This window comes from Desulfosarcina sp. (genome assembly GCF_055467485.1).
On the sequence record NZ_JBUOIV010000013.1, the window covers coordinates 55,266 to 80,605 of the forward strand.

23 protein-coding genes are annotated in these 25,340 nt (G+C 61.3%); 14 read left to right on the forward strand and 9 right to left on the reverse strand.

Going from position 1 to position 25,340, the window contains the following annotated elements; genetic code table 11:
- Position 1 precedes the first annotated feature (1 nt).
- From recD2 to ACZCED_RS08725, 5 genes are all read right to left on the reverse strand, one after another.
- On the reverse strand, positions 2-2,248 hold the full coding sequence (gene recD2, locus ACZCED_RS08705; protein WP_464860631.1) for an SF1B family DNA helicase RecD2: 2,247 nt from the start codon (positions 2,246-2,248) through the stop codon (positions 2-4).
- Positions 2,215-2,784: a D-glycero-beta-D-manno-heptose 1,7-bisphosphate 7-phosphatase gene (gene gmhB, locus ACZCED_RS08710; RefSeq protein ID WP_464860632.1), complete on the reverse strand. Its 570-nt coding sequence runs from the start codon at positions 2,782-2,784 to the stop codon at positions 2,215-2,217. The genes recD2 and gmhB overlap by 34 nt, the downstream gene beginning before the upstream one ends.
- Positions 2,785-3,066: 282 nt before the next feature.
- Positions 3,067-3,843, reverse strand: a complete 777-nt coding sequence (locus tag ACZCED_RS08715) for a septal ring lytic transglycosylase RlpA family protein (RefSeq protein ID WP_462969215.1) — start codon at positions 3,841-3,843, stop codon at positions 3,067-3,069.
- A gap of 12 nt (positions 3,844-3,855) precedes the next feature.
- Positions 3,856-6,207, reverse strand: a complete 2,352-nt coding sequence (gene lon / locus ACZCED_RS08720) for an endopeptidase La (RefSeq protein ID WP_464860633.1) — start codon at positions 6,205-6,207, stop codon at positions 3,856-3,858.
- A 97-nt stretch (positions 6,208-6,304) separates the two neighbouring features.
- Positions 6,305-6,757: an Hsp20/alpha crystallin family protein gene (locus ACZCED_RS08725; protein ID WP_462969213.1), complete on the reverse strand. Its 453-nt coding sequence runs from the start codon at positions 6,755-6,757 to the stop codon at positions 6,305-6,307.
- Between the two features lie 230 nt (positions 6,758-6,987).
- Between ACZCED_RS08725 and htpX the strand changes: the two genes are divergently transcribed.
- The gene (htpX, locus tag ACZCED_RS08730; RefSeq protein WP_462969212.1) at positions 6,988-7,932 is read left to right on the forward strand and encodes a zinc metalloprotease HtpX; all 945 of its coding nucleotides are present in this window, start codon (positions 6,988-6,990) and stop codon (positions 7,930-7,932) included.
- Positions 7,933-7,999: 67 nt separating this feature from the next.
- Here htpX and ACZCED_RS08735 read toward each other — a convergent pair whose 3' ends face one another.
- Entirely contained in the window at positions 8,000-8,266 is a 267-nt protein-coding gene (locus tag ACZCED_RS08735) for a hypothetical protein (RefSeq protein ID WP_464860634.1), read from the reverse strand.
- A gap of 121 nt (positions 8,267-8,387) precedes the next feature.
- Here ACZCED_RS08735 and ACZCED_RS08740 point away from each other — a divergent pair, with 121 nt between their 5' ends.
- Together ACZCED_RS08740 and ACZCED_RS08745 are read left to right on the forward strand one after the other, a co-directional pair.
- Positions 8,388-10,349 carry a hypothetical protein gene (locus tag ACZCED_RS08740; protein ID WP_464860635.1) on the forward strand — a complete coding sequence of 654 codons (1,962 nt, stop codon included), beginning with the start codon at positions 8,388-8,390 and terminating at the stop codon, positions 10,347-10,349.
- Positions 10,346-12,106 (forward strand): GTPase domain-containing protein, encoded by a 1,761-nt coding sequence (locus ACZCED_RS08745; RefSeq protein WP_464860636.1) that lies wholly within the window; start codon positions 10,346-10,348, stop codon positions 12,104-12,106. The genes ACZCED_RS08740 and ACZCED_RS08745 overlap by 4 nt, the downstream gene beginning before the upstream one ends.
- A gap of 81 nt (positions 12,107-12,187) precedes the next feature.
- Here the strand turns inward: ACZCED_RS08745 and ACZCED_RS08750 are convergent, their stop codons facing one another.
- Entirely contained in the window at positions 12,188-13,015 is an 828-nt protein-coding gene (locus ACZCED_RS08750) for an aminotransferase class IV (RefSeq protein ID WP_464860637.1), read from the reverse strand.
- A 214-nt stretch (positions 13,016-13,229) separates the two neighbouring features.
- Here ACZCED_RS08750 and ACZCED_RS08755 point away from each other — a divergent pair, with 214 nt between their 5' ends.
- The 4 genes from ACZCED_RS08755 (at position 13,230) to ACZCED_RS08770 (ending at position 17,318) form a co-directional block, all read left to right on the forward strand.
- Entirely contained in the window at positions 13,230-13,766 is a 537-nt protein-coding gene (locus ACZCED_RS08755) for a GNAT family N-acetyltransferase (protein ID WP_464860638.1), read from the forward strand.
- A 20-nt stretch (positions 13,767-13,786) separates the two neighbouring features.
- Complete coding sequence (locus ACZCED_RS08760; protein WP_464860639.1) at positions 13,787-15,706, forward strand: YgiQ family radical SAM protein; 1,920 nt, start codon at positions 13,787-13,789, stop codon at positions 15,704-15,706.
- 25 nt (positions 15,707-15,731) lie between these two features.
- Positions 15,732-16,853: an aminotransferase class I/II-fold pyridoxal phosphate-dependent enzyme gene (locus ACZCED_RS08765; RefSeq protein ID WP_464860640.1), complete on the forward strand. Its 1,122-nt coding sequence runs from the start codon at positions 15,732-15,734 to the stop codon at positions 16,851-16,853.
- Between the two features lie 291 nt (positions 16,854-17,144).
- Entirely contained in the window at positions 17,145-17,318 is a 174-nt protein-coding gene (locus ACZCED_RS08770; RefSeq protein WP_464860641.1) for a hypothetical protein, read from the forward strand.
- A 200-nt stretch (positions 17,319-17,518) separates the two neighbouring features.
- Here ACZCED_RS08770 and dfsP read toward each other — a convergent pair whose 3' ends face one another.
- Positions 17,519-18,193 (reverse strand): DUF166 family (seleno)protein DfsP, encoded by a 675-nt coding sequence (gene dfsP / locus ACZCED_RS08775; RefSeq protein ID WP_464860642.1) that lies wholly within the window; start codon positions 18,191-18,193, stop codon positions 17,519-17,521.
- 202 nt (positions 18,194-18,395) lie between these two features.
- Positions 18,396-18,593 carry a hypothetical protein gene (locus ACZCED_RS08780; protein WP_462969380.1) on the reverse strand — a complete coding sequence of 66 codons (198 nt, stop codon included), beginning with the start codon at positions 18,591-18,593 and terminating at the stop codon, positions 18,396-18,398.
- A gap of 113 nt (positions 18,594-18,706) precedes the next feature.
- Here ACZCED_RS08780 and ACZCED_RS08785 point away from each other — a divergent pair, with 113 nt between their 5' ends.
- From ACZCED_RS08785 to dsrP, 7 genes are all read left to right on the forward strand, one after another.
- Positions 18,707-19,132 carry an iron-sulfur cluster assembly scaffold protein gene (locus ACZCED_RS08785; RefSeq protein WP_462969379.1) on the forward strand — a complete coding sequence of 142 codons (426 nt, stop codon included), beginning with the start codon at positions 18,707-18,709 and terminating at the stop codon, positions 19,130-19,132.
- Positions 19,133-19,328: 196 nt separating this feature from the next.
- Positions 19,329-19,850 (forward strand): RsbRD N-terminal domain-containing protein, encoded by a 522-nt coding sequence (locus ACZCED_RS08790; protein ID WP_462969378.1) that lies wholly within the window; start codon positions 19,329-19,331, stop codon positions 19,848-19,850.
- Between the two features lie 167 nt (positions 19,851-20,017).
- Positions 20,018-21,061 (forward strand): sulfate reduction electron transfer complex DsrMKJOP subunit DsrM, encoded by a 1,044-nt coding sequence (dsrM, locus tag ACZCED_RS08795; protein ID WP_462969377.1) that lies wholly within the window; start codon positions 20,018-20,020, stop codon positions 21,059-21,061.
- Positions 21,062-21,078: 17 nt separating this feature from the next.
- Positions 21,079-22,701: a sulfate reduction electron transfer complex DsrMKJOP subunit DsrK gene (dsrK, locus tag ACZCED_RS08800; protein ID WP_462969376.1), complete on the forward strand. Its 1,623-nt coding sequence runs from the start codon at positions 21,079-21,081 to the stop codon at positions 22,699-22,701.
- 3 nt (positions 22,702-22,704) lie between these two features.
- On the forward strand, positions 22,705-23,091 hold the full coding sequence (gene dsrJ, locus ACZCED_RS08805) for a sulfate reduction electron transfer complex DsrMKJOP subunit DsrJ (RefSeq protein WP_462969375.1): 387 nt from the start codon (positions 22,705-22,707) through the stop codon (positions 23,089-23,091).
- Between the two features lie 3 nt (positions 23,092-23,094).
- Positions 23,095-23,883, forward strand: a complete 789-nt coding sequence (dsrO, locus tag ACZCED_RS08810) for a sulfate reduction electron transfer complex DsrMKJOP subunit DsrO (protein WP_462969374.1) — start codon at positions 23,095-23,097, stop codon at positions 23,881-23,883.
- 7 nt (positions 23,884-23,890) lie between these two features.
- Complete coding sequence (gene dsrP, locus ACZCED_RS08815) at positions 23,891-25,048, forward strand: sulfate reduction electron transfer complex DsrMKJOP subunit DsrP (RefSeq protein WP_462969373.1); 1,158 nt, start codon at positions 23,891-23,893, stop codon at positions 25,046-25,048.
- Positions 25,049-25,340 lie beyond the last annotated feature (292 nt).

The window sequence follows — 25,340 nt, forward strand, 5'->3', positions numbered from 1 at the left end:
CTCAGACCTCCGTTTTCAGACCTCCGTCTACAGCCAGCTCAGGGTTCAGGCGCCGGGCCAGCATGGAGCGGCGCTGCCGGGGACGGTCGTTTTTCAGTGCCACGTCAAGGGCCTTGGTGGTGCCCACCATGACCACCAGCTGTTTGCCGCGGCTCAGCGCGGTGTAGAGCAGGTTGCGCTGGAGCATGACGTAGTGCTGGGTCAGCAAGGGGATCACCACCGCCGGGTATTCCGATCCCTGGGACTTGTGAACGGAGATCGCGTAGGCCAGGCTCAGTTCGTCCAGCTCGACGAAATCGTAGGGCACCTTGCGGCCGTCGTAGTCCACCTCGGCGCGCTCAGCCTCCATGTCGATGCTGTCCAGAATGCCGATATCCCCGTTGAAGACCTCCTTGCGATAGTTGTTTCGCAGGTGCATCACCTTGTCGCCCACCTTGAAACGGCGGCCCACCACTTCCACCTGATCGCCGGAAGGGTTCAGCGCGTCCTGGAGCACCCGGTTCAGGTTGAGCGTCCCCACCGGGCCGCGGTGCATGGGGGTGAGCACCTGGATGTCGCGGACAGGATCCAGACGCAGGTGGCGGGGGATCTCCCGCCGGCAGAGGTTGACCACCGTTTCGACCACCCGTTCGGGGTCGGCCTGCTGCATGAAATAGAACTCGGACCGTTCATCGGGGTCGTCGGGGGCGGCGATGATCGGCGGCTGGCCGTTGCGGACCCGGTGGGCATTGACGACGATGGCGCTCTGCTCGTCCTGGCGGAAAATCTCGGTCAGTTCGAAGGTCATGATTTTCCGGGAGCGGATCAGGTCGGACAGCACGTTGCCCGGTCCCACCGAGGGCAGTTGGAATACGTCCCCCACCAGGATCAGGGTGGCGGTCACCGGTACGGCCCGGATCAGATCGGCCATGAGCAGGGTGTCCACCATGGAGGTTTCGTCCACGATCACCACGTCGGCTGCCAGGGGATCGTCTTCGCTGCGTTCGAAACGGCCGTCGGCAAGGTTGTACCCCAGGGCCTTGTGCAGGGTGGCCGCCGGCCGGCCGGTCACTTCGGAAAGGCGCCGGGCGGCCCGGCCCGTGGGCGCGGCCAGCATCACCCGCTGTCCCAGCCGCTCCATTACGGCGGTGATCGAGCGGACCAGCGTGGTTTTCCCGGTGCCGGGACCGCCGGTGATCACCGATACCTTGTGCGAGAGCAGTTGCGAGAGGATCTCCTCCTGCTGCGCGGAGAGCGTAATGGACAGCCGCTTGAGCACCTCCTCGGTGATCAATCGGCTGTCCGGCGGTGTGTCGGCCAGCGGGATGGACTGCATGGCCTCGATGCGGCGGGCGATCACGGTTTCGGCCTGGTGGAGCAGCCTGGGAAAGACCAGGGGCGACGCCGCACCAGGGGTTTCATCCGCCACCACCAGCTCGCCTGCCTGAACCAGGTGGTCCAGGGCGGCCGTGCCGGTTTCCGGCTCCACATCGAAGGTGTCCCGGCACTGGTCGAAAAGTTGGTCGCGGGCGATATAGGCATGCCCCTGGTCCACGGCCTGTTCGAACAGGTGAAACATGCAGGCCCGGGCCCGGTCCATTTCATCCACGGGGGTGTCGGCGTGCCGGACGATGGCGTCGGCAATGCGAAAACCGATGCGGGGGATGTCCTCGGCCACGCGGTAAGGGTCGTTGCACAGGATGTCGATGACATCCGAGCCATACTCGCGCAGCAGACGGCCGGCGTGGGCGGTGTCCACGCCGGCTTCCTCCAGAAAGCGCACCAGCTGCCGGGCGGCATGGTGGGACTGCCAGGCCGCGGCGATACGCCTGGCGGTCTTTTTGCCGATGCCGGCCACCTCGGTGAGCCGGTCGGGATCGGATTCGATCACCGCCAGGGTATCGGCCCGGAAATGGCCGATGATCCGGTCGATCAGCCGGGGGCCCACGCCCTTGATGAAACCCGATTCCAGGTAGCTGCGAATGCCGTCCACCGTGGCCGGCAGAAGCACCGTAAAGGTTGTGAACGTGAGCTGCTGGCCATAGCGGGCATGGGTCTGCCAGCGTCCTTTTACCTCTATCGACTCCCCGACGCGAGGATCGGGCATGGTGCCCTTGATGGTGATGGCCCGGCGGTTTTCATCGGTGCGCAGCCGGGCGATGGTGAAGTGATTTTCCCGGTTGTAGTAGGTGACCCGCTCGATATGGCCGGCAAGGGTGATTTCATTTGAGGGGGTCATGGGCGTGCGCCGGGCGGGTCCAGGATCCATCGTACCGCCCGGTCCAGGTCGGCGGCCACGTGGTCGGGGCGCTGGCCGTTCTCGTCGAGGGACCGGAGGGCGGCCTTGCCGTTGCCGGTCTGCACCAGTACGGTCCGGCCGCAGCCCGCGGCCCGGCCCGCCAGGATATCCTTGGCGCTGTCGCCCACCATCACGGTGCGGGAGAGGTCGATGCCGTAGCGGTCCCGGGCGGCGACGATCAGGCCCGGTTTGGGTTTGCGGCAGCCGCAGCCTTCATCCGGCCGGTGGGGGCAGTAGAAGATGTCCGTGATGCGGCCGCCGCTGTCGAGGACGGCCCGCCTCAACCGGCGGTGCATGCTTTCCAGTTCCGCGAGGGGAATCATGCCGCGGTTGATCGCCGACTGGTTGGTGATGACGATGATGGACCAGCCGCTGCGGGTGAGGCGGGCGATGGCATCCAGGCTGCCCTGAATGAAGGAAAACTCAGCCCAGCACTTGATGTAATCGGGTGAGTCCTCATTGATGACGCCGTCGCGGTCGAGGAAAACGGTTTTACTATGGTCCACAATAGGGGATTATCCTTTGGCGCACATATGTTGCGAATGGTGGTAATTTTTAAAGGGGTTCAAGGCGTCGAGGGTTCAAGGGGTCAAGTGAATGTAGACGATCAATTTCTATCAAGATGTCAAAACCATGGCTGCGGCCGGGCTAATGGTAGACTTGTTTTTTAGCAAGATGACAGACTCACATATATCGGTAAGTGCTTGTTGTCATCCGCTACGGATTTTCAGTCTGCAGCGACCCTCTCCCTTGACCCCCCGAATCCTTGACCCCTCGGATCCTTATTTTCATTCGGCCACAATAAAGGCATCCGGATACCCGCTGACGGCCAGATGGCGTTCATACTTTTCGGCGCTTTCGAGGTCGGTGCAGCGGCCCACGCGAACCCGGTAGAAGACGGCGTCGCCGCGGTCATAGCGCGTGACATGGGCGTTGGTGAAGGCCAGATCCAGCTTGGCCCGCAGCCGCTCCGCATTGTCCCGGCTGGAGAACGCCCCCACTTGGAAGGTGAACGCGCCGTTATAATAATCCATGGGCACGAAGGCGTCGCCCGAGGCCGTCTGGCGCCGCTCTCCCAGCGCCACGATCTCCACCCGGGCGGTGCCGGGCCCCACCATGTCCATTTCCCTGGCCGCAGTGTAGGAGAGATCGATGATCCGACCGTGAACAAAGGGCCCCCGGTCATTGACCCGGACCACGATCTGTTTGCCGTTGTCCAGGCGCCTGACCCGGACCCAGGTCCCCAGCGGCAGGGTCTTGTGGGCGGCGGTCATGGCGTACATGTTGTAAACTTCACCGCTGGAGGTCTTGCGCCCGTGAAATTTTTCGCCATACCAGGATGCGATGCCTTGCTGGGAGAAATCCCTGGCATGGGGCATGGGCTTGTACCAGGTGCCGCCCACCCGGTAGGGCTTGGGGTGGCCCTCGGGTGTGGGTGGTGCAGGCGGGGGAGCGGTGGCGCAGGCCTGGATAATAAACAGCGCCGCCGCACACAAGGTGAGCACCAGGCGTTGCGCGCCCTTGCCCGACCGGAGATTGTCGACCTTATCAGTTCTTTCACGCAACGGCGTCGTCCCTTATTCCTGGATGGCTATTTTCAGCACGTCGATCATTTTGTCCATGAAGTGGAACTGGATGTCGTCGCGCACTTTCTTGGGTAGGTCGACCAGGTCCTTTTCGTTCCACTTGGGCAGCAGGATGGTCTTGATGCCGGCCCGGTGAGCAGCCAGCATCTTTTCCTTGATGCCGCCCACGGGAAGCACCTGGCCCCGCAGGGTGATCTCGCCGGTCATGGCCAGGTTCTTTTGGATGGCCTTGTTTTTCAGCAGCGAGACAAGGGCCGTGAGCATGGTGACGCCGGCCGACGGGCCGTCCTTGGGGATGGCGCCCGCAGGCACGTGGATGTGGATGTCGTGCTCATCGAAGAAATTCTCGTCCACGCCGAGCTTTTTCGCGTTGGACCGGATGAAGCTCAGGGCCGCCGTGGCCGACTCTTTCATCACGTCCCCCAGCTGGCCGGTGAGGGTGAGCCCTTTCTTGCCCTTCATGGCCGTGGCCTCGATGAACAGCAGGTCGCCGCCGGTGGGTGTCCAGGCCAGGCCCATGGCCACGCCGGGGGTGGACAGGCGCGCCTTGGCCTCGGGCTGAAGCTTGACCGGCCCCAGGTATTCGGCCACGTCGGCGACCTTGACGGCGGCCTTCTTGATCTTGCCTTCCGCGATGCCGGCGGCCACGCCCCGGCAGATGGTGGCGATCTCCCGCTCCAGGTTGCGCAGGCCGGCTTCGCGGGTGTATCCGGAAATGATGCGGCGCACCGCGCCAGCGGCGATGGTGATCTGTTTGGCCTTGAGGCCATGGGCCTCCCGCTGGCGCGGAATGAGGTAGCGCGAGGCAATCTTGACCTTTTCATCTTCCGTGTAGCCCAGCAGCTGGATTACCTCCATGCGATCCAGCAGGGCGGAGGGGATGGTGTCCAGCACGTTGGCCGTGGTGATGAACATGACCTTGGACAGGTCGAAGGGCACGTCCAGGTAGTGGTCGGAAAAGGAGAAATTCTGCTCCGGGTCCAGCACCTCCAGCAGGGCCGAAGAGGGGTCGCCCCGGAAATCGGAACCCACCTTGTCGATTTCGTCGAGCATGAAAATGGGGTTGTTGGAGCCAGCGCGTCGCAGCCCCTGGATGATGCGTCCGGGCAGGGCGCCCACGTAGGTTCGCCGGTGCCCCCGGATTTCCGCCTCGTCGCGCACGCCGCCCAATGAGATCCGGTGAAACTTGCGGCCCAGCGCCCGGGCGATGGAGTTGCCCAAAGAGGTCTTGCCGGTGCCCGGAGGGCCGGCAAAGCACAGGATGGGGCCTTTGGAATCGGGCTTGAGTTTTCTCACGGCCAGGTACTCGATGATTCGCCGCTTGGCCTTTTCCAGGCCGAAATGGTCATCGTCCAGCACCTTGCGCGCTTTCTTGATATCCAGGTTGTCTTCCGTCGCTTCGTTCCAGGGCAGCTCGGTGAGCCAGTCCAGGTAGGTCATGGCAACCGTGTACTCGGCCGACGACGGGTGCATGCGCGCGAGCCGGTCCAGTTCACGCTCCGCCTCCTTCACCGCCTCCTCGGGCAGTTTCTTTTCCGCGATCTTGGCCCGGTATTCGTCCAACTCGACGGTGGCCTCATCGGTCTCCCCCAGTTCCTCCTTGATGGCCTTGAGCTGCTGGCGCAGGTAGTACTCCCGCTGGCGCTTGTCCATGTCTCCCTTGACCTGGGACTGGATCTTGTCGCCCAGCTCCAGAATCTCCAACTGGTGGTGAAGCAGCTTGGTGACGGCCTTGAGGCGTTTGGTGGAGTCCTGGATCTCCAGGATCTGCTGCTTTTCCTCGGGTGAGGAGTTGATCGTGGAGGCGATCATGTCCGCCAGGGTGCCGGGTTCTTTGATGGAGGAGGCCATGGAGCCCATTTCATGAGGCAGGCCCGGCGACAGCTGCACGACGCGGCCGAACTGCTTGATGGCGTTGGCCATCAGGGCTTCGGTCTCGTTGTCCTTGTGGTTGATGTCGCTGAAGTGCTCCACCTCTGCCACGAGGTAGGGTTTGCCTTTTTTGAAGGATTTGACACGGAAGCGTCCCAGCCCCTGAACCAGCAATTGTACGTGATTGTCCTCGGTCTTGGCCATCTTCAGGATCATGGCGGCGGTGCCTACCGTGGCCAGGTCTCCGCTTTCGGGGTCCGGTCTGACATTCTCCTGCTTTTTGGCCACCAGCAGGCCGATCATGCGGTCGTTGGCCATGGCCTCGTCGATCAGATGAACCGACTCACCTCTCAACACCACCAGGGGCAGCACCATTTTGGGGAACAGGGTCGCATCGAACAGCGGCAGTATGGGAAGCACAGTCGGAATATTTTCAGTGTTGTAGTCCATGGATGGTTTCTTGTCTTGCATGTCGCCCTCCTTAAAAGGGTGTGAAGGGGCGGAGCCTTTCCGCCTCGCGTCTACGCGGATGCGGCTGATGCACGGGCCGGCCTGCCGGGAAATCCCATTACTCTTCGCTGATGGGTATCTTGTGCACCTTGTCCAGCCTGAGTTTGGCAATCCTGACTTTCAGCAGCCCATTGGTGTAGGTTGAGGAAACCACCTCCGTATCCACCGGGGATGGCAGGTAAAGGATACGTTCGAACCGCCCGTACTGGATTTCGGCGAGTCGGTAGGTGCCGTTGGACACCCGGGACATCTCCCTGCGGACGCCGGACACCTTCACCGCCCGGGAGTTGATCTCCAGGTCCAGGTCGTCCTTTTCCACGCCGGATATTTCGGCCCAGATCATGATCTCTTCCGGGGTTTCGAAAATGTCCATCTGCGGCGTCCAGAGGCATTCCCGGGAAGAGAACATGGGGTTGACGGGCCGCGGCCTGAACATCTCCTGGATGGTTTTCCCCAGGCCCTGGCCGCTGGGATCAAAATTGCCTCCGAATTTAATTTTGATGTAGTCCATAGGTATTTCCCCGAAACTGTTTCCTGTTAGTGGGTATACTGCGGTTTGCACGGTTTCGACGACTGGGTAAACGTAGCACCGAAACGGGTGCTTGTAAAGCGACATGGGCGGATTGTCACGCCCCTGTTGCCTTTACGCGAATCGGTGTTATTATTGAGCACAAGAATGAGAACGAGCAATCAGTCGTTTTTTTAACGGTGGACACCCTTATCAAGAGGAAAAGACGTAAAATGGGCAATCAGTTGAAAACCACTCTTCTGCTGGCCGTAATGACGGCCTTCATCATGATCGTGGGCAACCTTCTGGGGGGACGCCAGGGGATGGTCATCGCCCTGGTGCTGGCTGCCGGGATGAATTTTTTCAGCTACTGGTTTTCGGACAAGATCGTCCTGAAAATGTACCAGGCCCGTGAGGCGACGCCCCAGCAGGCCCCCGAACTGTATCAGATGGTGCAGACCCTGTCCCGTCAGGCCGGCCTGCCCATGCCCAAAGTCTACATCATTCCCAAGGAAGCGCCCAATGCATTCGCCACGGGGCGCAATCCCGACAATGCCGTGGTGGCGGTCACCCAGGGACTGCTTGAACTCATGGACCGTCGGGAGATCATGGGGGTGCTGGCCCATGAACTGGCCCACGTGAAGAACCGGGACATCCTTATCGGCACCATCGCCGCCACCATGGCCGGAGCCATCATGATGCTGGCATCCATGGCGCGCTGGTCCGCCATATTCGGCGGTGGGCACCGGGACGACAACCACGGCGGCGGCATGGGGGCCATCGGCATGATCGCCATGTCGATCATCGCCCCCATGGCAGCCATGATCATTCAGATGGCTGTGTCGCGCTCCCGCGAATACCTGGCCGACGCCACCGGCGCCGCCATCGCCGGCAGCCCCGAGGGCCTGGCCCGGGCCCTGGAAAAGCTGGGGGCCTACTCCCGGCGCATTCCCATGGACGCCAACCCGTCGACGGCCCATATGTTCATCGTCAATCCGCTGTCCGGCAAAAGCCTGCAGAGCCTGTTCTCCACACACCCGCCGGTGGAGGAACGGATCAGCCGGCTGCGGGGCGTGCGGACCGGCGGCGACCGGCCGGCATCGCCACGCCCGCCGGGGGGAGTTGACCGCAGGCAGGATGCCGGCAAAGCCTTCTGGGATAATTTAAAAGGAGATTAGGCTGAAAAGGGCACGGTCGCTTGATTCCGAACGTGGAAACGATTTGAAATCCGGTTTCAATTCATGTTTAAGGGTGACTGGGTTTTTTGGGTTCAGTTTCTCCGGTTCGGGGAGGGCCCGTTTTCGATGTTTTGGCGCAACCGGCGGTGCAGCCGCCGGACGATGCGGATTCAGCGTCCACGGCACCGCCGCTGCGGCACACCCGACAGCGGTTCTCGTCGCACCACTGACAGGCGAAGCACGCCTTGCACGGATGTTTTTTCTGCTCCTGGCCGGCATCTTCCGGCACGTAGACTTTTCCGGCCAAGCCGGGGACGTTGACCCAGGCCATCATTGCCCTCCCTTTGCAACCATCGGTCTTCGATAAAGATGGGAACCGGCGGCGACTTGTCAACCGTTTCATCGCCATCCTGAAATGTGATAGGGGTACATGGGGAAAGGAGACCGTTTTTAAGGTGGACCCACTATACGAAGAAGGCACCATCGCCGCCGTGCGCCGGCTCAAGGAGGACGCCGCGGCCCTGACCGACCTGATGGCCCCGGATTCACGGGCGGCCATCGATGCATGGAAACAGGCCGTGGACAGCCGCCTGCTCCCTCGCCTGATGCCTGAATTTCCCTTGGTGGCGGCCATCTGCGGCGGCGGCTCCTCGGGCAAGTCCACCTTGTTCAACACCCTTGCCGGCGCTGCGGTTTCCCCCACCGGCGGCCGGGCAGGCATCAACCGCCGCATTCTCATTTCGCTCAGTGCCTCCCAGCGCCGCACCGCCGGTGTCGCCGGAGCCCTCTTCGAGCCCTTCGGGTGTCCGCCGCGTGAGATGACGGACAGGGACGCACTCACCACCCCCGGCGATCCCCTGCTGCATTACGCGCCGGACCTGCCGGCAGGCCTGGCGCTGATGGATACGCCGGATTTCGACACCGGCGCGGGCGGCAGCTACCGCAACCGGGAGATGGCCGAACAGTCCCTGCGGGCCGCCGACGTGCTCGTCTACATCTTCACCAACGCCAACTACAACAACCGCGACAACACCGATTTCGTCGCGCGCATGCTCACCGCCGTGGGTACCCGCAACTGTTTTCTGGTTTACCGCGCCTATCCCGGCTTTACCGGCGACGAAATCCGCGAGCATGCCGGAACGGTGGCCCAAAATATATACGGCGACCGGGCGCGGCAGCACGTGCTGGGCGTTTACCGGGCCGGCGAAGACAACCAGGTCGCCGCCGGGCAGCGGGCCATGACCATCCTTCCGGTGGAAGACGGCCAGCCCGGTCTCATGGACGCATTGGCACGGATGGATCCCCGGCAGGTAAGAAGAGAACTCCACCGGTCCATATTCAGCGACGTGACCCGGCAGGGGAATCGGTTTCTCGAGGAGGCCCGGGAATCGAGCGGACACCTGGCCGTTTACCTGGATAGTCTGCGAACGGTCCAGCGGCGCAGTGTCCAGGATGCGCTGGGGCATCTTCCCATGGACGCCGTGGTTCGCCGGTTCTCGGAGATCTGGCAGGACACCGACCCGTCCCATGTCAAGATTATGCGCAAAACCGGTCGGATCGTGGAAACCCCGGTCCGGTTGTTGATGGGCGCAGCCAGGTGGTTGGGCGGGAGAAGAAAGAGGGAAACCGGGCTGCCGGGCGGCGGCGACGTGGCGGCGGCCGTGGAGGCTGATCTCATCCGGGCGGCCAATCGCCTGCGCCAGGCGACGGTCGATCCGGCGGTGGTGCTCAACCTGCCAGAAACGGATCCGGCAGCCGGGCCGCTGTATGAATCGGTTCGCCGCCTGGCGGAAAGCACCGGGGCCACGGGCCAGCGCGCCGACTCGGGCACGATTTCCCTTCGGATTCCCCTTCACCCGGCCCTGGCGGCAATTCAGGCAGACCTTCGCAGCCAGCATTGGTCGACCGTCGTCGACGACATGCTGGCGCGGCAGGAGCGCCTCTTGGGCCTCACCAGCCAGTTGGAAGCCGACCTTCAACGGCTGGCCCGCGAGCAGCGCTCGCGCATGACAACCGTCGACCAGATCCGGCAAACCTTTTCGGCCATGCTCAATATCATCCCCGCCACCGCCGCGGTGACCTATGTGCTTCATACCGGGGATCCCGTGGGGGCAGTGGGCATCAAGGTCAAGCTGGCCGGGCTTTTCGGCCTCAACGACCTGTATGCGCTGGTGGCCATTCCGGCCACCGCCGGCATGAAAAAGGCCGACCTGAAGCAGCTGCAGGCCCTGCTGGGCCCGGTGGCCCAGGCCTGGCTCACGCACAAATTGACGGCCATCGAAGCCTTGTTTGAAGAGAAGATCACCGGGCCGATGCTGCGACGGGGCCGGGACGTGGCCGAACATACCGCCGAACGGATCGAATCGATGTCTGAAAACCTGGCCCGCTGCGGCCGTGCACTGGAGAATATACCATGATGGAAGCGCAGATGGCCAGACTCCGGGCCATGGGTGAACTGGAAACCGTGCGCACGGACATTCAGGCGCTGGCCGAGACCCTGGAAGGCCTTTCCTTGTGGCGGCCCGCCGCCGGCATGCGGAAAGCCTGCGACGAGTCCCTGATCCTCCTGGACCGCCTGGCCGAGCGCTTCGATCGCAAGCTGGTGGTGACGCTGGTGGGGCCCAGCGGTTCGGGGAAATCCACCCTGCTCAACGCCCTGGCCGGAGAAGACAACCTCTCGCCGTCCGGCCACCGCCGTCCCACCACCGAGCAGGTGGTGGCCTTCTGCCGGCAGTCCGCCGATGCCGGCCAGCTGATGGACCAGCTGGGCCCTCAAAACATCAGGATCCACGCCAGCCAGGCGGCCGAAGCCCTTGAAAACGTCATCCTCATCGACACACCGGACACGGACAGTACCCACCAGGACCGGCACGTTCCCATTATTCACAAGGCCATCCGCCTGTCCGATGTCCTCGTCTGCGTGTTTGACGGGGAGAACCCCAAACGGCGGGACCATACGGACTTTCTGGCCCCCTACGTCAGGTTGTTCAGCGGCGAGAGCCTGGTGGTGGCGGTGAACAAGTGCGACCGGCTGGCCGAATCCGAGCTCACCGGCACCATCATGCCCGACTTTTTACGGTACATCCGCGACGCCTGGTCCGCAGAACCGGCGGCCGTTCTGTGCGTTTCCGCCAGAAGCCATCTTAAGGATCCCGGCTGGGATCGCGAGACCACGCCCAAACACGACCGGAACCAGTTCGATCAGCTGCGGCAGCTGATTGTCGGCACCTTCAACCGATCCGGCTTTGCCGTGGACCGGCGTCTGGAGAACGCCCGGAGCCTGCGCGAATACCTTCGCCAGACCGTCCGCAGCGAAGCCCAGAAGGAGAGAAAAGAGCTGGACGCAGCCATCGGCCAGATGGCCGCGTCCGAGGCCGAAGCCATGCGGCAGGCGGTAACCGCTTTTCGCGGCGATGGCAATGCATTGATGCCGGGCCTCAATGTCCGCCTTTACCAGCAGTTGGCCCAGCGTTGGCTGGGGCCGGTGGGATGGTTGGTGGCGCTCTGGACCCGGATCCTGGTTTTCGGCACCGGCATCGCCTCCCTGCTGCGATTCGGCAATCCGGTGCGACAGATTGTCGGGGCGGTTTCCGCAGTCAGGCATTATGCGGATTCCAAAAAGGCCGTGGATGCGGCCGACCGCGGGGCCGGGGCCGGCATGGCCCTGCACCGCTACGACAGCGCCATCGGCCGCGCGTGGCCCGATATTGCCGAGATGCTGGTCAGTGCCCGGTTTTCCCCCTCGGTGCGCGAACCCCGCCATGCGCCGGGGTACGGTGAGGAGATCGGGCAGCGCCTCTCCCTTGTCTGGAACGATGCCTTGGAGGATGAGTTGGCCAGGGCCGGCCGCCGGTTGAGCGGCGGGCTGCTGCAGCTGGTCTTCAACTTGCCGGTGCTGGGCGTTCTGGGTTATGCGGGGTGGCTGACGGCGGTCAATTTTTTCTCGGGCAGCATTCTCTCGAGCAACTTTTTCCTGCACGCCTTCTGGACGATCGTTCTCGTCCTCTTCCTCAGCTTTTTCCTGCTCCAGGCGGTGATTCGCCTGGCGGCCGGAAAAGAGCGGCTGCTGGAGCGCATCTTCTCCCGGATCCGTGAAACGGTGGACCAGCAGCGCGACCTGTCCGAGCATCCGGTGTGGCGGCAGGCGAATACGATTGTCAGATTGGGGAATTAAGGGATTGGGGGATATGCTAATTCCTAAATCCCTTAACTCCCCAATTCGGAATGTCGGCATCCGGGCCATCCGGCCCGGATGCTATCGTTTCTCCGTGTGACGCTTCATCTCCGCCATGAGCTGCCGTGTGCGCTGGCCCGGGCGCCCGTCGGCAATGACGCCGTCATCCACCTGGACCACCGGCACGAGCCCCTTGCTGGTCCCGGTGATGAATACCTCGTCGGCGGCCAGCAGTTCGGTGCGTGAAATGTCGCGCAGGTCGATCGCGAAAAGCCCCTGGGCCAGTTCCAGCACCACCTTGCGGGTTACCCCGGAGAGGATGCCCCTTCCGGGCGTCACCAGCCGGTCACCGACAAAGGCGAAGATGTTGGAGGTGGTGCACTCCAGCGCCAGGCCGTTGCGGTCGATGTACAGGGCTTCGATGGCACCTTCGGCGGCGGCCTTTTTCAGGGCCAGGCTGGCCGAGATATAATCGATGCTCTTGGCACCGGGAATCGGGCGCTCCACTTCCCAGGAGATGATCTTGACCCCCTTGGTGTACCAGTGGTCGGGCAGCCGGGGTACCGGTGACACCAGCACCAGCAGGCGCGGGTTGCCCGACGGGGTCATGAAATCCGTGCTGGAACCACCGGTGACCACGATGCGGATGTTGGCTTCCGGGATATCATTTTTAGCCAGGGTCTGTTCCACCACCCTGACGATGTCCGCGTGGGACCAGGGCAGGGTGAGGCCGATTTTCTGGGCGGACGTCTCCAGCCGGTCGATATGGGCATCCAGGAAATAGGGCCTGCCGTCGTAGGTCCTGAGAAGGTCGAATACGCCGATTCCGCGCAGGATGGCCAGATCGTCCACCGGGATGACCGCCTTTTCCGCCGGGACGAACTTGCCGTCGATATAATAGATTGCCACCACCACCTCCCCATGGCTGTTTGTAAAAAATGGCTGAACCTTTCTCCTGTTACACCATCGGATTCAGGGTCTCAAGGGATAACATCAAAACCCGGGTGCGTTCGATTCGGGGGCCTGCGCCACGAACGAAGGGAAAAAAGGCGGGGAGGGTGGTTTCATTGAAACCCGTGCTTATTTTGACACGGCGTGCGAATCGCGTTATGGCAATCCGCTGATGGCGAAAGCGTGCAACCTGGTCTCCCAGAATAAAGAAGGCGACGCGTTGATGGAAACGGTTGAAATTGTAGAAGCGGACCTGGACCGCAAGGATCACCAGAAAGCGGTGGTCGACCTGATCGATGCCTACGCCATGGATCCCATGGGAAACGGCGGACCCTTGCCGGGCCACGTCAAAGAAGCGTTGGTTCCCGGGCTGAAGAAGCACCCGACGACCTTGATCCTTCTGGCGATGATTGGCCGCGAGGCCGTCGGCATTGCCGTGTGCTTCATCGGTTTTTCGACCTTTGCGGCCCGCCCGCTGATCAATGTGCACGACCTGGCCGTCCTGCCCGCCCATCGGGGCAGCGGCGTCGGCCGGCGGCTTCTGGACGCCGTGGCGCGCAAGGCTCGGGAGATGGGCTGCTGCAAGGTGACCCTGGAAGTGCTGGAGAACAACCGCCGCGCGCTGAAGGTCTACGCGGCGGCGGGTTTCGCCAGGGCGAGCTATACGGTGGAAGCCGGCGGGGCCTTGTTTTTTGCGAAGAAGCTGTAACCCGGGGAAAATGAACGGCCATGCCTGACTTCCTACCCATATCGCGATCGGACATGCGCAAACGCGGATGGGACGACCTCGATGTCATCCTGATCACCGGAGATGCCTACGTGGACCACCCGGCCTACGGGGTGGCGCTGATCGGCCGCGTGCTCGAATCCCGTGGGTACCGCGTGGGCGTCATCGCCCAGCCCGACTGGCGGTCGACTGCGGACTTCGAGCGCCTGGGGCGGCCCACCCTTTTTTTCGGCATCACGTCGGGCAACGTGGATTCCATGGTGGCCAACTACACGGCCAACAAGCGACCCCGGCAAAAGGACGATTACGCCCCGGGCGGCAGGACCGGCCTGCGGCCTGACCGGGCGCTGATCGTTTACGCCAACCGTGTTCGCCAGGCCTTCAAGGACGTGCCCGTGGTGATCGGCGGGATCGAGGCCAGCATGCGCCGGCTGGCCCACTACGATTATTGGGACAACCGTGTGCGCCGATCCATTCTGTTCGACGCACGGGCACACATACTGGTCTACGGCATGGGGGAAAGCCAGACCGTGGAGATCGCCCGCCGCCTTGCCCGGGGTGAGGCGGCAGACCGGCTCGATCACATTCCCGGCACGGCGGTCATCCGCAAGGACCCGGCGTTCTTGAGCGAAGCCGTCACCATCCCCGCCTGCGAGGCGGTTGCCGACGACCCTGAGGCGTTCAATCGGGCCTTTACGCTTTTTTACGGGGAGCAGAATCCGGTCACCGCCCGGCCGGTGGTCCAGGCCCATGGCGACCGGTTTGCGGTGGTCTACCCGCCGCCCATGCCCCTTTCCCCGGTTGAGCTTGACGCCATCTACGAACTGGACTACCGGCGGGACTGGCACCCGATCTACGCTGCCGCGGGCGGTGTCCAGGGGGTGGAAACGGTACGGCACTCCCTGGTCACCCATCGCGGCTGCAGCGGCGAGTGTAACTTCTGCTCGCTCTATTTCCATCAGGGGCGCATGGTCCAGAGCCGCAGCGCCGATTCCATTGTCGGAGAAGCGCGGCGGCTGGCCCGGGACCCGGCCTTTCGCGGCACCATCACGGATATGGGCGGCCCCACGGCCAACCTGTACGGGGCCGATTGCCCGCGCTGGGCCGAAAAAGGCTTCTGCGGCAACAAACGCTGTATGGCTCCCCGGACATGCCCCAGCCTCGATCCCGGTTACGACCGGAGCCTGCCCCTGTACCGGCGTATCCGCGAGATCCCGGGGGTCAAGCATGCCTTTATCGGCAGCGGGTTCCGCCACGACCTGTTCGGCGGCAGCGGGGCCGATGCCTGTCTGGAGGAGTTGTGCCGGTTTCATGTCAGCGGGCAGATGAAGGTGGCTCCCGAGCACGTGTCCAACCCGGTGCTGGATGCCATGGGCAAACCGCGCATCGATACCTATGACACCTTCGTCAATCAATTCAACCGGATCAACCCGCGCCTGCCCTCGCGGCGGTACCTGGTCAACTACTTCATCAGCGCCCACCCCGGTTCAACGCTGAAGGATGCCCTGGAAATGGCACTTTATCTGATCCAACGGGGGATCCACCCCGAACAGGTCCAGGATTTCATCCCCTTGCCCCTGACCCTCTCCGGCGCCATGTACCACACGGAAAAAAACCCGCTTACCGGCAAGCGCATGCACGTGGCCAAGACCTTTCGCGAGCGGAAGATGCAGCGGGCCCTGGTTCAGTACCGCAACCCGTCCAACCGTGGGCTGATCCGCGATGCCTTGAAGACACTGGCGGCGGAACACCTGGTGCCGTTGTTCGTTAACGCCGCCGGAGGAAAAGCGACCCGACGATCCGGTCGGGACGGAGACCGCAAAGCGAATCGTGCAGGTGTACAGCCAGCGCCCGCAGTCAAATCGGCCGCACGGCGCGGCGGCAAAACCGCAACGGCGGCTCGGACCAAACGCCGCCGATAGTCATGTCCGCCTCCAGGAGACGTCCATGCAACTGCCCCCCTTCAAGCTGGAACGCTACTTTGCCCGGTACGAGTTCGCGGTGCGCCATCTGCTGTGTAGTTCGGACTGTGAATCGGTGACCGTCCAGGATCTGCTTTCTCTCGAAGCGGGTGCCGGAGAAGCCCTTGAGCACCTTTGGCTGGGCTACACCGAGTCACAGGGGGCGCCGGCGCTCAGACAGGCGATCGCCGGCCTCTACGATACGATCGGACCTGACCAGGTGCTGGTGCACAGCGGCGCCGAAGAGGCCATATTCCTGTTCATGCATGCGGCCCTGTCCCCCGGGGATCATTTGATCGTTCACTGGCCCTGCTACCAATCCCTTCACGAGGTGGCACGCAGCATCGGCTGCGAGGTGACCTTCTGGCAGGCCAGCGAAGACCGGGACTGGGCCCTGGACCTGGATGACCTGGCGGGCCACATCCGGCCCTCCACGCGGGCCGTCATCGTCAACACCCCCCACAACCCCACCGGCTGGCTGATGCCACGGGACGAATTCCACCGGCTGAACCGGATGCTCGACCAGCGGGGCATTGTGCTCTTTTCGGACGAGGTGTACCGGGAATCGGAGTATTCGGTCGACGATCGCCTGCCGGCCGCCTGCGATCTCAGCCGGCGCGCGGTCTCCCTGGGGGTCATGTCCAAAACATACGGCCTGCCGGGTCTGCGCATCGGCTGGGTGGCCACGCGCCATGCCGCCATCGCCGAGAGAATGGCTGCCCTGAAGGACTACACGACCATCTGCAACAGCGGGCCCAGTGAGTTTCTGGCAGAGATCGCCCTGCGCCACCGTGACACGCTGATCCGGCGCAACCTGGATATCATGGCCGGCAACCTGAAGCGCCTGGACGATTTCTTCCAGCGGCATTCGTCCATTTTTTCCTGGGTGCGGCCCAAAGCGGGACCCATCGCCTTTGTGCGCCTGACCGGCAGCGAGGTGGAACGTTTCTGCCATGAGTTGGTCCGCAAAAAGGGGGTTCTCCTGCTGCCCGGCAATCTTTACGGGGACAAGGGCAACCATTTCCGCATCGGATTTGGTCGACGGGGCATGCCGGCGGCAGTGGCGGCGCTGGAACAGTTTGTCGGACAGGGAGTTTTACAAGCCTGAGCATCCCAGCGCCCCCACTATATAGCCGATGGGAATAATTTTTCTCTTGTGGCAAAATTGCCCCACGAATTGTGGCTTGTTTTTCCTCCCGCCCGCCGGACTTGAACGAATCCAATCCCTAACATTTTGAATCTGTTGAAATAGCCTCCGTTGGTATTTACCGGTATGCTACTTGCAGGGTTTTTTCAGGAAAATCGATACGCAATGCAGCCATGATGGCCAGGCGGAAATTGAAACGAAACCAGCCGGTACGGATTTTTCCGGCATCGGCAGGAATAGATAGGAAAACTAATGCACGCAGCGCATGCAATCGCTACCAAAAAAATGATTCTCATGGACAATGGCGGACGGCGTTTTGAGGACGATCGCCGCCTGTACGCATACAACGGTTGCCTGCCCGAGCGCCGGTCCGGCGAGGATCGCCGATCGGGGATGGATCGCCGACGCAAACCCAGAGTGGCCTGATCGCCATTCACCGCTGCGGTGATCAGCCAGCCCCCTAAACCCATCCTTTCGGAGGAGAATGTCCTGATCCCTCCGCTTGGCCGTGTAGCACCGGCTGCAACCGGGCTTTCCCGTCGTAAAAAATAAACAAACGAACAGTTAGACGATGTGACCTGGCTGGTCGCAGGTAGCAATAGCCGGGTTAAATGGCCTCGGGGCGATTAACGGTCATTGTCGCTCTGCGCTTTTTTCAGTGCGGCCGCCAATGCCGCACGATGCAGGTCGGCAGCCAAATGGACCGGGCTCTTGCCCCATATCGGGTCCCAGTTGGACGGATCGGCCGTGCAGAAAAACTGGGTGTCCAGCCCCATGCGCACGGGTGCTTCTTCAACGCTGGCGCCCTTCATGCGACGGGCGGCCTCCCAGGTGGCACCGCAGGGGGCCCCGCGGCGTACGATGACCTCGCTGATTTTTCCATCCTTGACGGTGACATCGAACTCCGGTGCGCCGAAGCACCGGCTGTAAGCCCCGAGCTCACGGTGTCGGGCCAGGGCGCAACAGACCGGCGGCGTATGGGTGCCGTCCACCGTCGTTTTTTTTCCCGAGGCCACAATGGGAATGCCCATCCGCTTGCAGATCAGGGCCAGGTCGTGGGACAGGTCGGGGTGTTTGAGAAAATCCAGCACCAAGTCAGCCGAGATGGTATCCGGCAGGAATTCGGAGGCGTCGTCCACCACGGGCGGCAGGGTCTGGTCGATGGTGACCAGGGTGATGTCGAATTGGTTCTGGCCGTGTAGCCGGATTCCTTTGACCTTGCTTTCGCCGCGGCCGCCCTGCTGGAAGACGAGGATCTTCAAGGGGCGATCGGGGCTGCAGGGGATACTTTTTTCGTTCATGGATGGTTGTCCTGTATCGTATCGAATGGCTGTTTCACGCGACCCGGTGCGCTTTGCCTGAGGCGATTGTCGGATGGCCGATGGACATCGCCCTGCATGCCGCAGGATCTTGACGGATACCACCGAAGCCGATTGCGGGCAAGGGATTCTTTCCCGGCGGGGATGATCGAACCCGCAAAGCGGGCAGGAAGGTCGACATCCGTCAGGTCGATGGCCTGTCATTGACGGCGGCTATCGCTCTTTCCTCTTCCAGGAGCAGGGCAGTGCCGACGGGATCGGCGAACCGGAAAACCGCCTCGCCGTCGTCTCTTCGCATGGCAGTGGCGTTGAACCGGAGCCCGGCGCCGCTGACCGGCCGGATATCTCTCAGATACCTAACATAAATAGGTAAATATCGCATATGGTTAAGCGGTCCTTCATCACCCGTATTGACAAAGCCGGCGACGGCTTTTATGATCCGCCACCATCTATCGAGCGAAACCCGAAAGGCTTTGTTAAAGGAGACATCATATCATGGATGCGGAAAAGGAAACATCGGACTTCTGGCAGGATCACTCCCTTGCCTTCCTGGAGATGGCCTTTCGCACCGATCGGCGTGAACGGCTGGACAAACCGGACGGATATGGCAAGAAGGCCGGTGACTGCGGTGATACGGTGGAATTTTTCATCAACCTCGACGGGGACAGAATCCGCAGTGTGTCCTATGACATCAACGGCTGCCTGAATACCAACGCCTGCTGCAATGCCGTGATCGAACTGGTAGACGGTAAAACGATGGACAGCGCCTGGGAAGTCACCCCTGAGCAGGTGAGCGGACTGCTCGAGAGCCTGCCTGCGGATCATTTCCACTGTGCCGAACTGGTGGTGGGAACGTTGTACCTGACGCTGTCAAACGCCCGGGAGAACCGGCGTTCCCCGTGGAAAAAAATGTACGGTTGACCGTCCGTGACCCAGCGGCGCTACGCCTTATTTGTCCTTGACAGAAAAGGGTAAGTTGACTATAGATCCGACTTTGAAATCAGCCGTTTTCCGGCTGTTGCGCAGCGTTTCCACCGTAGAAATCCGAACTTAAAACTCAAGCTGGCATGGCAGTTCCCGATGCTTTTGCGGGGGAACCACCGGGGTGACACCGTAGATGAGTTCTGCACAATCACTGGCGGCCAAAAAACAGGAAATCCTCAACAGCTGGTTTCAAACCACTGTCGACTCCTACCCGGCCGAAACGGCGCGGTTTATCAAAAACCAGAATGATCCCTTCGCCAATCCGGTAGGGCAGACCACCTACCGGAGTCTCGATACGCTGGTGGATGCCCTGGCCACCGATGCTGGGCGCGAGGTGATGGCCAAGGCCCTCGATCCCATCCTGAGAATACGGGCCGTTCAGACCTTTACCCCCTCCAAGGCCACCAGCTTTGTCTTTTCCCTGAAGCGGATCCTTCGGCAGCATTTGCCGGGAGACGGCCGTGACGCGGGTGTGGATATGAATGACCTGGACCGGCAGATCGACGAGATGGCCATGGCGGCCTTCGATATTTACGTGGCCTGCCGGGAAAAAATATACGAACTCAAGGCAACGGAATCCCGAAAGCAGTTTTTCGGTTCGTTGAAGCGAGCTGGATTGATCGATGAAACCGAGGCAGACGGGCCCGGTTTCTAAAACTTCCCTTATAATCTTTCGATTCAGGCATCCGGCAGCGGCTCTGAATTGACTGCGATTCCCTTTTGCGGGAGGCTCTCGATGCCATCCCGGCATCGACCCGTCAGCGGGAAGGCGGTCGTGGAACATTCAAATCTGCCAGGCGCCAAGGAGTGAGGTGCGGTTCGATGAATAAAAATTACATGGTTAGCCTCATAGCGGTAATCGTGCTGTTTCTGATCGCCTATGCGGGCACGCAGCAGGGGGCAGGCCTGCAGCTGGTTTTCGGCATCATCGTTCCCTATCTGGCGGTGATCCTGTTCGTTGTCGGCTTTGCCCGCCGCGTGATGGGCTGGGCACGGTCGGCGGTTCCCTTTCGGATCACCACCACCTGTGGCCAGCAGCCATCCATGCCCTGGATCAAACAGGCCAAAATCGACAACCCCTCGTCCACGTTCGGCGTCATCGTGCGGATGGTCCTGGAAATCGTCTGCTTTCGGTCGCTGTTTCGCAACACGCGCATGAAGTTGAACGGCGGCACCCGGCTGACCTACCAGCTGGAACTCTTCCTGTGGATCGGCGCCCTGGCTTTCCACTATGCCTTCTTCACGGTGGTTGTCCGGCACCTGCGGTTTTTCACTGAACCGGTTCCCTTTTTCGTCACGCTTTTAGAGCAGGTGGACGGCTTCATGCGCATCGAAGTGCTCTACGACGCCATTCAGGCCGGTCTGCCCGGGGTGTACATGTCAGGTCTGGTTCTCTTTGCGGCGGCCCTGTATCTCTTCGTACGGCGGGTGGTCATCCCCAACGTCCGTTACATCTCCCTGGCTGCCGATTACTTCCCCCTGTTCCTGATCATGGGGATCGCCCTTTCGGGCATTTTCATGCGCTATGTGGCCAAAGTGGACATCGTTGCCATTAAAGCACTGACCATGGGGCTGGTGACCTTCCGGCCCAGCATTCCCGAAGGCGTCAGCGCCTTGTTCTATGCCCACATGTTCCTGGTGAGCGTCCTTCTGGCATACTTCCCGTTCAGCAAGCTGATGCACCTGGGAGGCGTATTTTTGAGTCCCACCCGGAACATGACCGGCAACACCCGGCAGGTCCGGCATGTGAACCCCTGGAACCACCCGGTCAAGGTTCACACGTATGAAGAGTACGAAGACGATTTCAGAGAGAAAATGATCGAAGCCGGCCTGCCGGTCGTTAAAATGCCAGAAGAACAGGCTTAAGCAAAAAGGAGCAGATAATGGCAGATGAGTTGATCAAACCCGATGAACTATTGTCACAGATAGATCATCGTCCCTCCGGCGCCGGCTGGATGGACACGCCGGTAGATATCCGCAAGGGGATGTATTGCTACGCCTCCAACCCCAAGAGCGTCGAAACCCTGGGGCTGCCCAATGCACGACCCTGGAACCCGCTGGAAGACGACTGGAAACTGCCGGACAACTGGCAGCAGATCGTCTACGAGGGCTTCCGGGAGCGCCTGGACAAATTTCGCTCCTTCAAGGTGTTCATGGACATCTGTGTGCGCTGCGGCGCATGCGCCGACAAGTGCCACTTTTTCATCGGCACCGGCGACCCCAAGAACATGCCGGTGCTGCGTGCGGAGTTGCTGCGCAGCGTTTACCGCAACGATTTCACCAAGGCCGGCAAAATTCTAGGCCGCCTGGGCGGTGCCCGGCCCATGACCCTGGATGTGCTCAAAGAGTGGTGGTACTACCTGTTCCAGTGCACGGAGTGCCGGCGCTGCTCGGTTTACTGCCCCTACGGCATCGATACGGCCGAAATCACCATCATGGGCCGGGAGATACTGAACCTGCTGGGCCTGAACATCGACTGGGTCGCCACGCCGGTGGCCAACTGCTATCGCACCGGCAACCATCTGGGCATCCAGCCTCACGCCTTCAAGGACATGCTCGACTTCTTCGTCGAAGACATCGAGGAGATCACCGGCGTGCAGGTTAAACCCGCCTACATGGAAAAGGGCGCCGACATCCTCTTCATCACCCCGTCGGGCGACGTGTTCGCCGATCCGGGCACCTACACCTGCATGGGGTACATGCTCCTGTTTCACTACCTGAGAGAGAAATACGGCCTGAAGATCACCTGGAGCACCTACGCCTCGGAGGGAGGCAATTTCGGCTTTTTCACCTCCCACGAAACCATGAAGCGGCTCAACTCCAAGATGTACGCCGAGGCCAAGCGCCTGGGGGTCAAATGGATCCTGGGCGGCGAGTGCGGGCACATGTGGCGGGTCATCTCCCAGTACATGGATACCATGAACGGCCCGGCGGATTTTCTGGAAGAACCGGTGAACCCCATCACCGGCACCCGGTTTGAAAATGCCAAGTCAACCAAGATGGTTCATATCGCCGAGTTCACCGCCGACCTGATCAAGCACGGCAAGCTGGAACTGGATCCGAGCCGCAACGACAACAAGATCATCACCTTCCACGATTCCTGCAACCCCTCACGGGGTATGGGCATGTTTGACGAACCCCGCTATGTGATCCAGAATGTGGCCAACCACTTTTACGAGATGCCGGCCAACACCATCCGCGAGCAAACCTTCTGCTGCGGCAGCGGTGCCGGTCTCAATGCCGGGGAGAACATGGAACTGAGAATGGCCGGCGGGTTCCCGCGGGCCAACGCGGTCAAGCATGTCCACGAAACCTTCGGGGTGAACATGCTCGCCTGCGTCTGCGCCATTGACCGCGCGGCGTTGCCCGCATCCATGGGATACTGGGTGCCGGAGGTCGAGGTGACGGGGCTTCACGAACTGGTGGCCAATGCCCTGATTATGCCCGGTGAAAAGGAACGAGAAACCGATCTGCGCGGCGAACCGCTGCCGGGAATGGAGGAGTAGCCGATGAAGGACAAAAATAAGATTCTCGCGGGACTGGCTGTTTTTATCGCCGCCATTACCTTTCCGTTCTGGTTCAATATGGGAAAGGCCGCCCCCGCACCGGAACTGGAGCTGACCGCCAAAGCCAAAGCCGCCAAGGTCTGCGTCATGCCTACCGCGTACATGAAAGCGGAGCATATGCAGCTGCTGGACGTATGGCGTCACAACGTGGTCAGAAACGGTGAGCGTGCGTTCGTCAACGCCGAAGGCAAGCTCTTTGACATGAGCCTATCCAACACCTGTCTGGACTGCCATTCCAACAAGGTGGAGTTCTGTGACCGCTGCCACAACTACGCGTCCGTAAGGCCCTATTGCTGGGATTGCCACATCGATAATCCAAAAGGAGAATAAGGTATGAATAACAGCAGAAGACGCTTTCTTCAGATAGCTGGCGTTTCCGCGCTGGGTCTTGGGGCAACACCCGTGCTCGATGCCTTCGCTGCCGGCGGAGGCGAGGGGCCCGGCTATCATGTGGCCAAGGGAGAAGATGCCCTGGCGGCCAAACAATGGGCCATGGTCATCGACACGCGCAAGTTGCATTCTTCCGCCGATCTGGAGCCGATTATCGAGGCCTGCCACAAGGTTCACAACGTCCCCACGACCATCGTGAACAAGAACCATGAGATCAAATGGATCTGGGAGGCGCACTACCACAACGCGTTTACCGATAAAACCAACAATTTCCTCAATGAAGAGGTGGAGCACAGGCCGTTTCTGCTGCTTTGCAACCACTGCGAAAATCCGCCCTGCGTGCGGGCCTGTCCCACCCAAGCGACCTTCAAGCGCGAGAGCGACGGCATCGTCCTGATGGACTTTCACCGCTGCATCGGCTGCCGGTTCTGCATGGCGGCCTGCCCCTTCGGCGCCCGCAGTTTCAACTTCAGGGATCCGCAGCCGTTCATCAAAGAGATCAACAAGAAATTCCCCCGGCGCATGAAGGGCGTGGTCGAGAAATGCAACTTCTGCGCGGAACGCTTGGCGGTCGGACAGATGCCCGCCTGCGTGGAAGCCTCCAACGGCGCCATCGCCTTCGGCGATCTTTACGACGAGCATTCGGATGTCCGGGAACTGTTGAAGGAAAACTACACCATCAGGCGGAAACAGACCCTGGGAACAGAGCCGTCCGTCTACTACATCGTGTGAGGTGAGCATGCTTGAATTAGCCGTAAAAGGAAATAAATGGTACTGGGGATGGATGGTCGTCCTGCTGGGTGTGATCGGTGCCGGCTTCGGGCTCTATTTGATGCAGCTCAAGTTCGGCCTGGGTATCACCGGCATGAGCCGGGATGTCTCCTGGGGCTTTTACATCGCCAATTTCACCTACCTGGTCGGCGTGGCCGCCGGTGGGGTGATGGTGGTGCTGCCCTACTATCTGCATGACTACAAGGCCTATGGCAAGATCACCATCCTGGGTGAATTCCTGGCTATCGCTTCCATCGTCATGTGCCTGCTTTTCATCCTGGTCGACCTGGGGCAGCCCATGCGGGCGCTCAACGTCCTGTTGTACCCGACCCCCAACAGCGTGCTGTTCTACGATGCCATCGTGCTCAACGGCTACCTGTTCCTGAACCTGGTGATCGGGTGGAATGTGCTCGAGGCCGAGCGCAACGGCGTGCATTACCAGAACTGGCTCAAACCGCTGATCTACATCTCCATCCCCTGGGCGGTGAGCATTCACACGGTGACCGCCTACCTGTACTGCGGCCTGCCGGGACGTCACTTCTGGCTCACGGCCGTTCTGGCGCCGCGGTTCCTGGCGTCGGCCTTCGCCGCCGGCCCGGCCCTTCTGATCCTGCTGTGCCTGTTCATCCGGCGCTTCACCAATTTCGACCCGGGTAAGCAGCAGATTCAGGCCCTGGCCAAGACCGTGGCCTACGCCATCTGCATCAACGTCTTTTTCTTCCTGTGTGAAGTCTTCGTGGCCTTTTACAGCCAGATTCCCGGCCACATGACCCACATCAAGTACCTGTTCGTGGGGTTGCACGGCCACGGCGCCCTGGTTCCCTGGATGTGGGCCTCCATGATCCTCATGGCTGCAGGTATCGTGCTGACCGTTACCCCGGCCACCCGCAAGAACGAAACCTCCCTGGCCATTGCCTGCATCGTGATCATCATGGGCACCTGGATCGACAAGGGGTTGGGAATGATCTCCGGCGGTTTCGTGCCGAACCCCATGCACGAAGTCAACGAATACGTTCCCACCATGCCGGAGATCGGGATCACATTAGGTGTCTATGCCATCGGTGCCCTTGTGCTGACCGTTCTCTACAAGATGGCCGTGGGTGTGAAGGAAGAGGTTCACGGCTGATCGCACGGCCGACATCGAACGCATCCGAAATGGCGGGGGGCCTCCCCGCCATTTTTTTTACCTGCCAAAATTTCAACTCTCCGGGCAAGGCCACAGGCGCGCTTCATCCCTGCGTTGTCCACCATAAGATCGTCGATTCGGGCTCATGGCAGGTGCATGAGGCTTCAACCGTAAGCGATATTTGCATTTTTCCTGTTTTGCGGCTACGATTGACCTATCCCCATCGGATTGAAGACGGCGACACTGCGATCGATACTGTTCGTCGTCTCTCGCTAGTGCCGAGCACTCTTTA

Excerpts from the sequence above, each read along its gene's own strand:
- dsrJ (WP_462969375.1), top strand. The coding sequence starts at position 22,705 with ATGAAGGACAAAAATAAGATTCTCGCGGGACTGGCTGTTTTTATCGCC.
- ACZCED_RS08725 (WP_462969213.1), bottom strand. The coding sequence starts at position 6,757 with ATGGACTACATCAAAATTAAATTCGGAGGCAATTTTGATCCCAGCGGC.
- ACZCED_RS08755 (WP_464860638.1), top strand. The coding sequence starts at position 13,230 with ATGGCGAAAGCGTGCAACCTGGTCTCCCAGAATAAAGAAGGCGACGCG.
- dsrK (WP_462969376.1), top strand. The coding sequence starts at position 21,079 with ATGGCAGATGAGTTGATCAAACCCGATGAACTATTGTCACAGATAGAT.
- htpX (WP_462969212.1), top strand. The coding sequence starts at position 6,988 with ATGGGCAATCAGTTGAAAACCACTCTTCTGCTGGCCGTAATGACGGCC.
- ACZCED_RS08770 (WP_464860641.1), top strand. The coding sequence starts at position 17,145 with ATGCACGCAGCGCATGCAATCGCTACCAAAAAAATGATTCTCATGGAC.
- ACZCED_RS08765 (WP_464860640.1), top strand. The coding sequence starts at position 15,732 with ATGCAACTGCCCCCCTTCAAGCTGGAACGCTACTTTGCCCGGTACGAG.
- dfsP (WP_464860642.1), bottom strand. The coding sequence starts at position 18,193 with ATGAACGAAAAAAGTATCCCCTGCAGCCCCGATCGCCCCTTGAAGATC.
- ACZCED_RS08735 (WP_464860634.1), bottom strand. The coding sequence starts at position 8,266 with ATGATGGCCTGGGTCAACGTCCCCGGCTTGGCCGGAAAAGTCTACGTG.
- recD2 (WP_464860631.1), bottom strand. The coding sequence starts at position 2,248 with ATGGATCCTGGACCCGCCCGGCGCACGCCCATGACCCCCTCAAATGAA.
- dsrM (WP_462969377.1), top strand. The coding sequence starts at position 20,018 with ATGAATAAAAATTACATGGTTAGCCTCATAGCGGTAATCGTGCTGTTT.
- dsrP (WP_462969373.1), top strand. The coding sequence starts at position 23,891 with ATGCTTGAATTAGCCGTAAAAGGAAATAAATGGTACTGGGGATGGATG.
- dsrO (WP_462969374.1), top strand. The coding sequence starts at position 23,095 with ATGAATAACAGCAGAAGACGCTTTCTTCAGATAGCTGGCGTTTCCGCG.
- ACZCED_RS08790 (WP_462969378.1), top strand. The coding sequence starts at position 19,329 with ATGAGTTCTGCACAATCACTGGCGGCCAAAAAACAGGAAATCCTCAAC.
- ACZCED_RS08785 (WP_462969379.1), top strand. The coding sequence starts at position 18,707 with ATGGATGCGGAAAAGGAAACATCGGACTTCTGGCAGGATCACTCCCTT.
- ACZCED_RS08780 (WP_462969380.1), bottom strand. The coding sequence starts at position 18,593 with ATGCGATATTTACCTATTTATGTTAGGTATCTGAGAGATATCCGGCCG.
- ACZCED_RS08745 (WP_464860636.1), top strand. The coding sequence starts at position 10,346 with ATGATGGAAGCGCAGATGGCCAGACTCCGGGCCATGGGTGAACTGGAA.
- ACZCED_RS08760 (WP_464860639.1), top strand. The coding sequence starts at position 13,787 with ATGCCTGACTTCCTACCCATATCGCGATCGGACATGCGCAAACGCGGA.
- lon (WP_464860633.1), bottom strand. The coding sequence starts at position 6,207 with ATGCAAGACAAGAAACCATCCATGGACTACAACACTGAAAATATTCCG.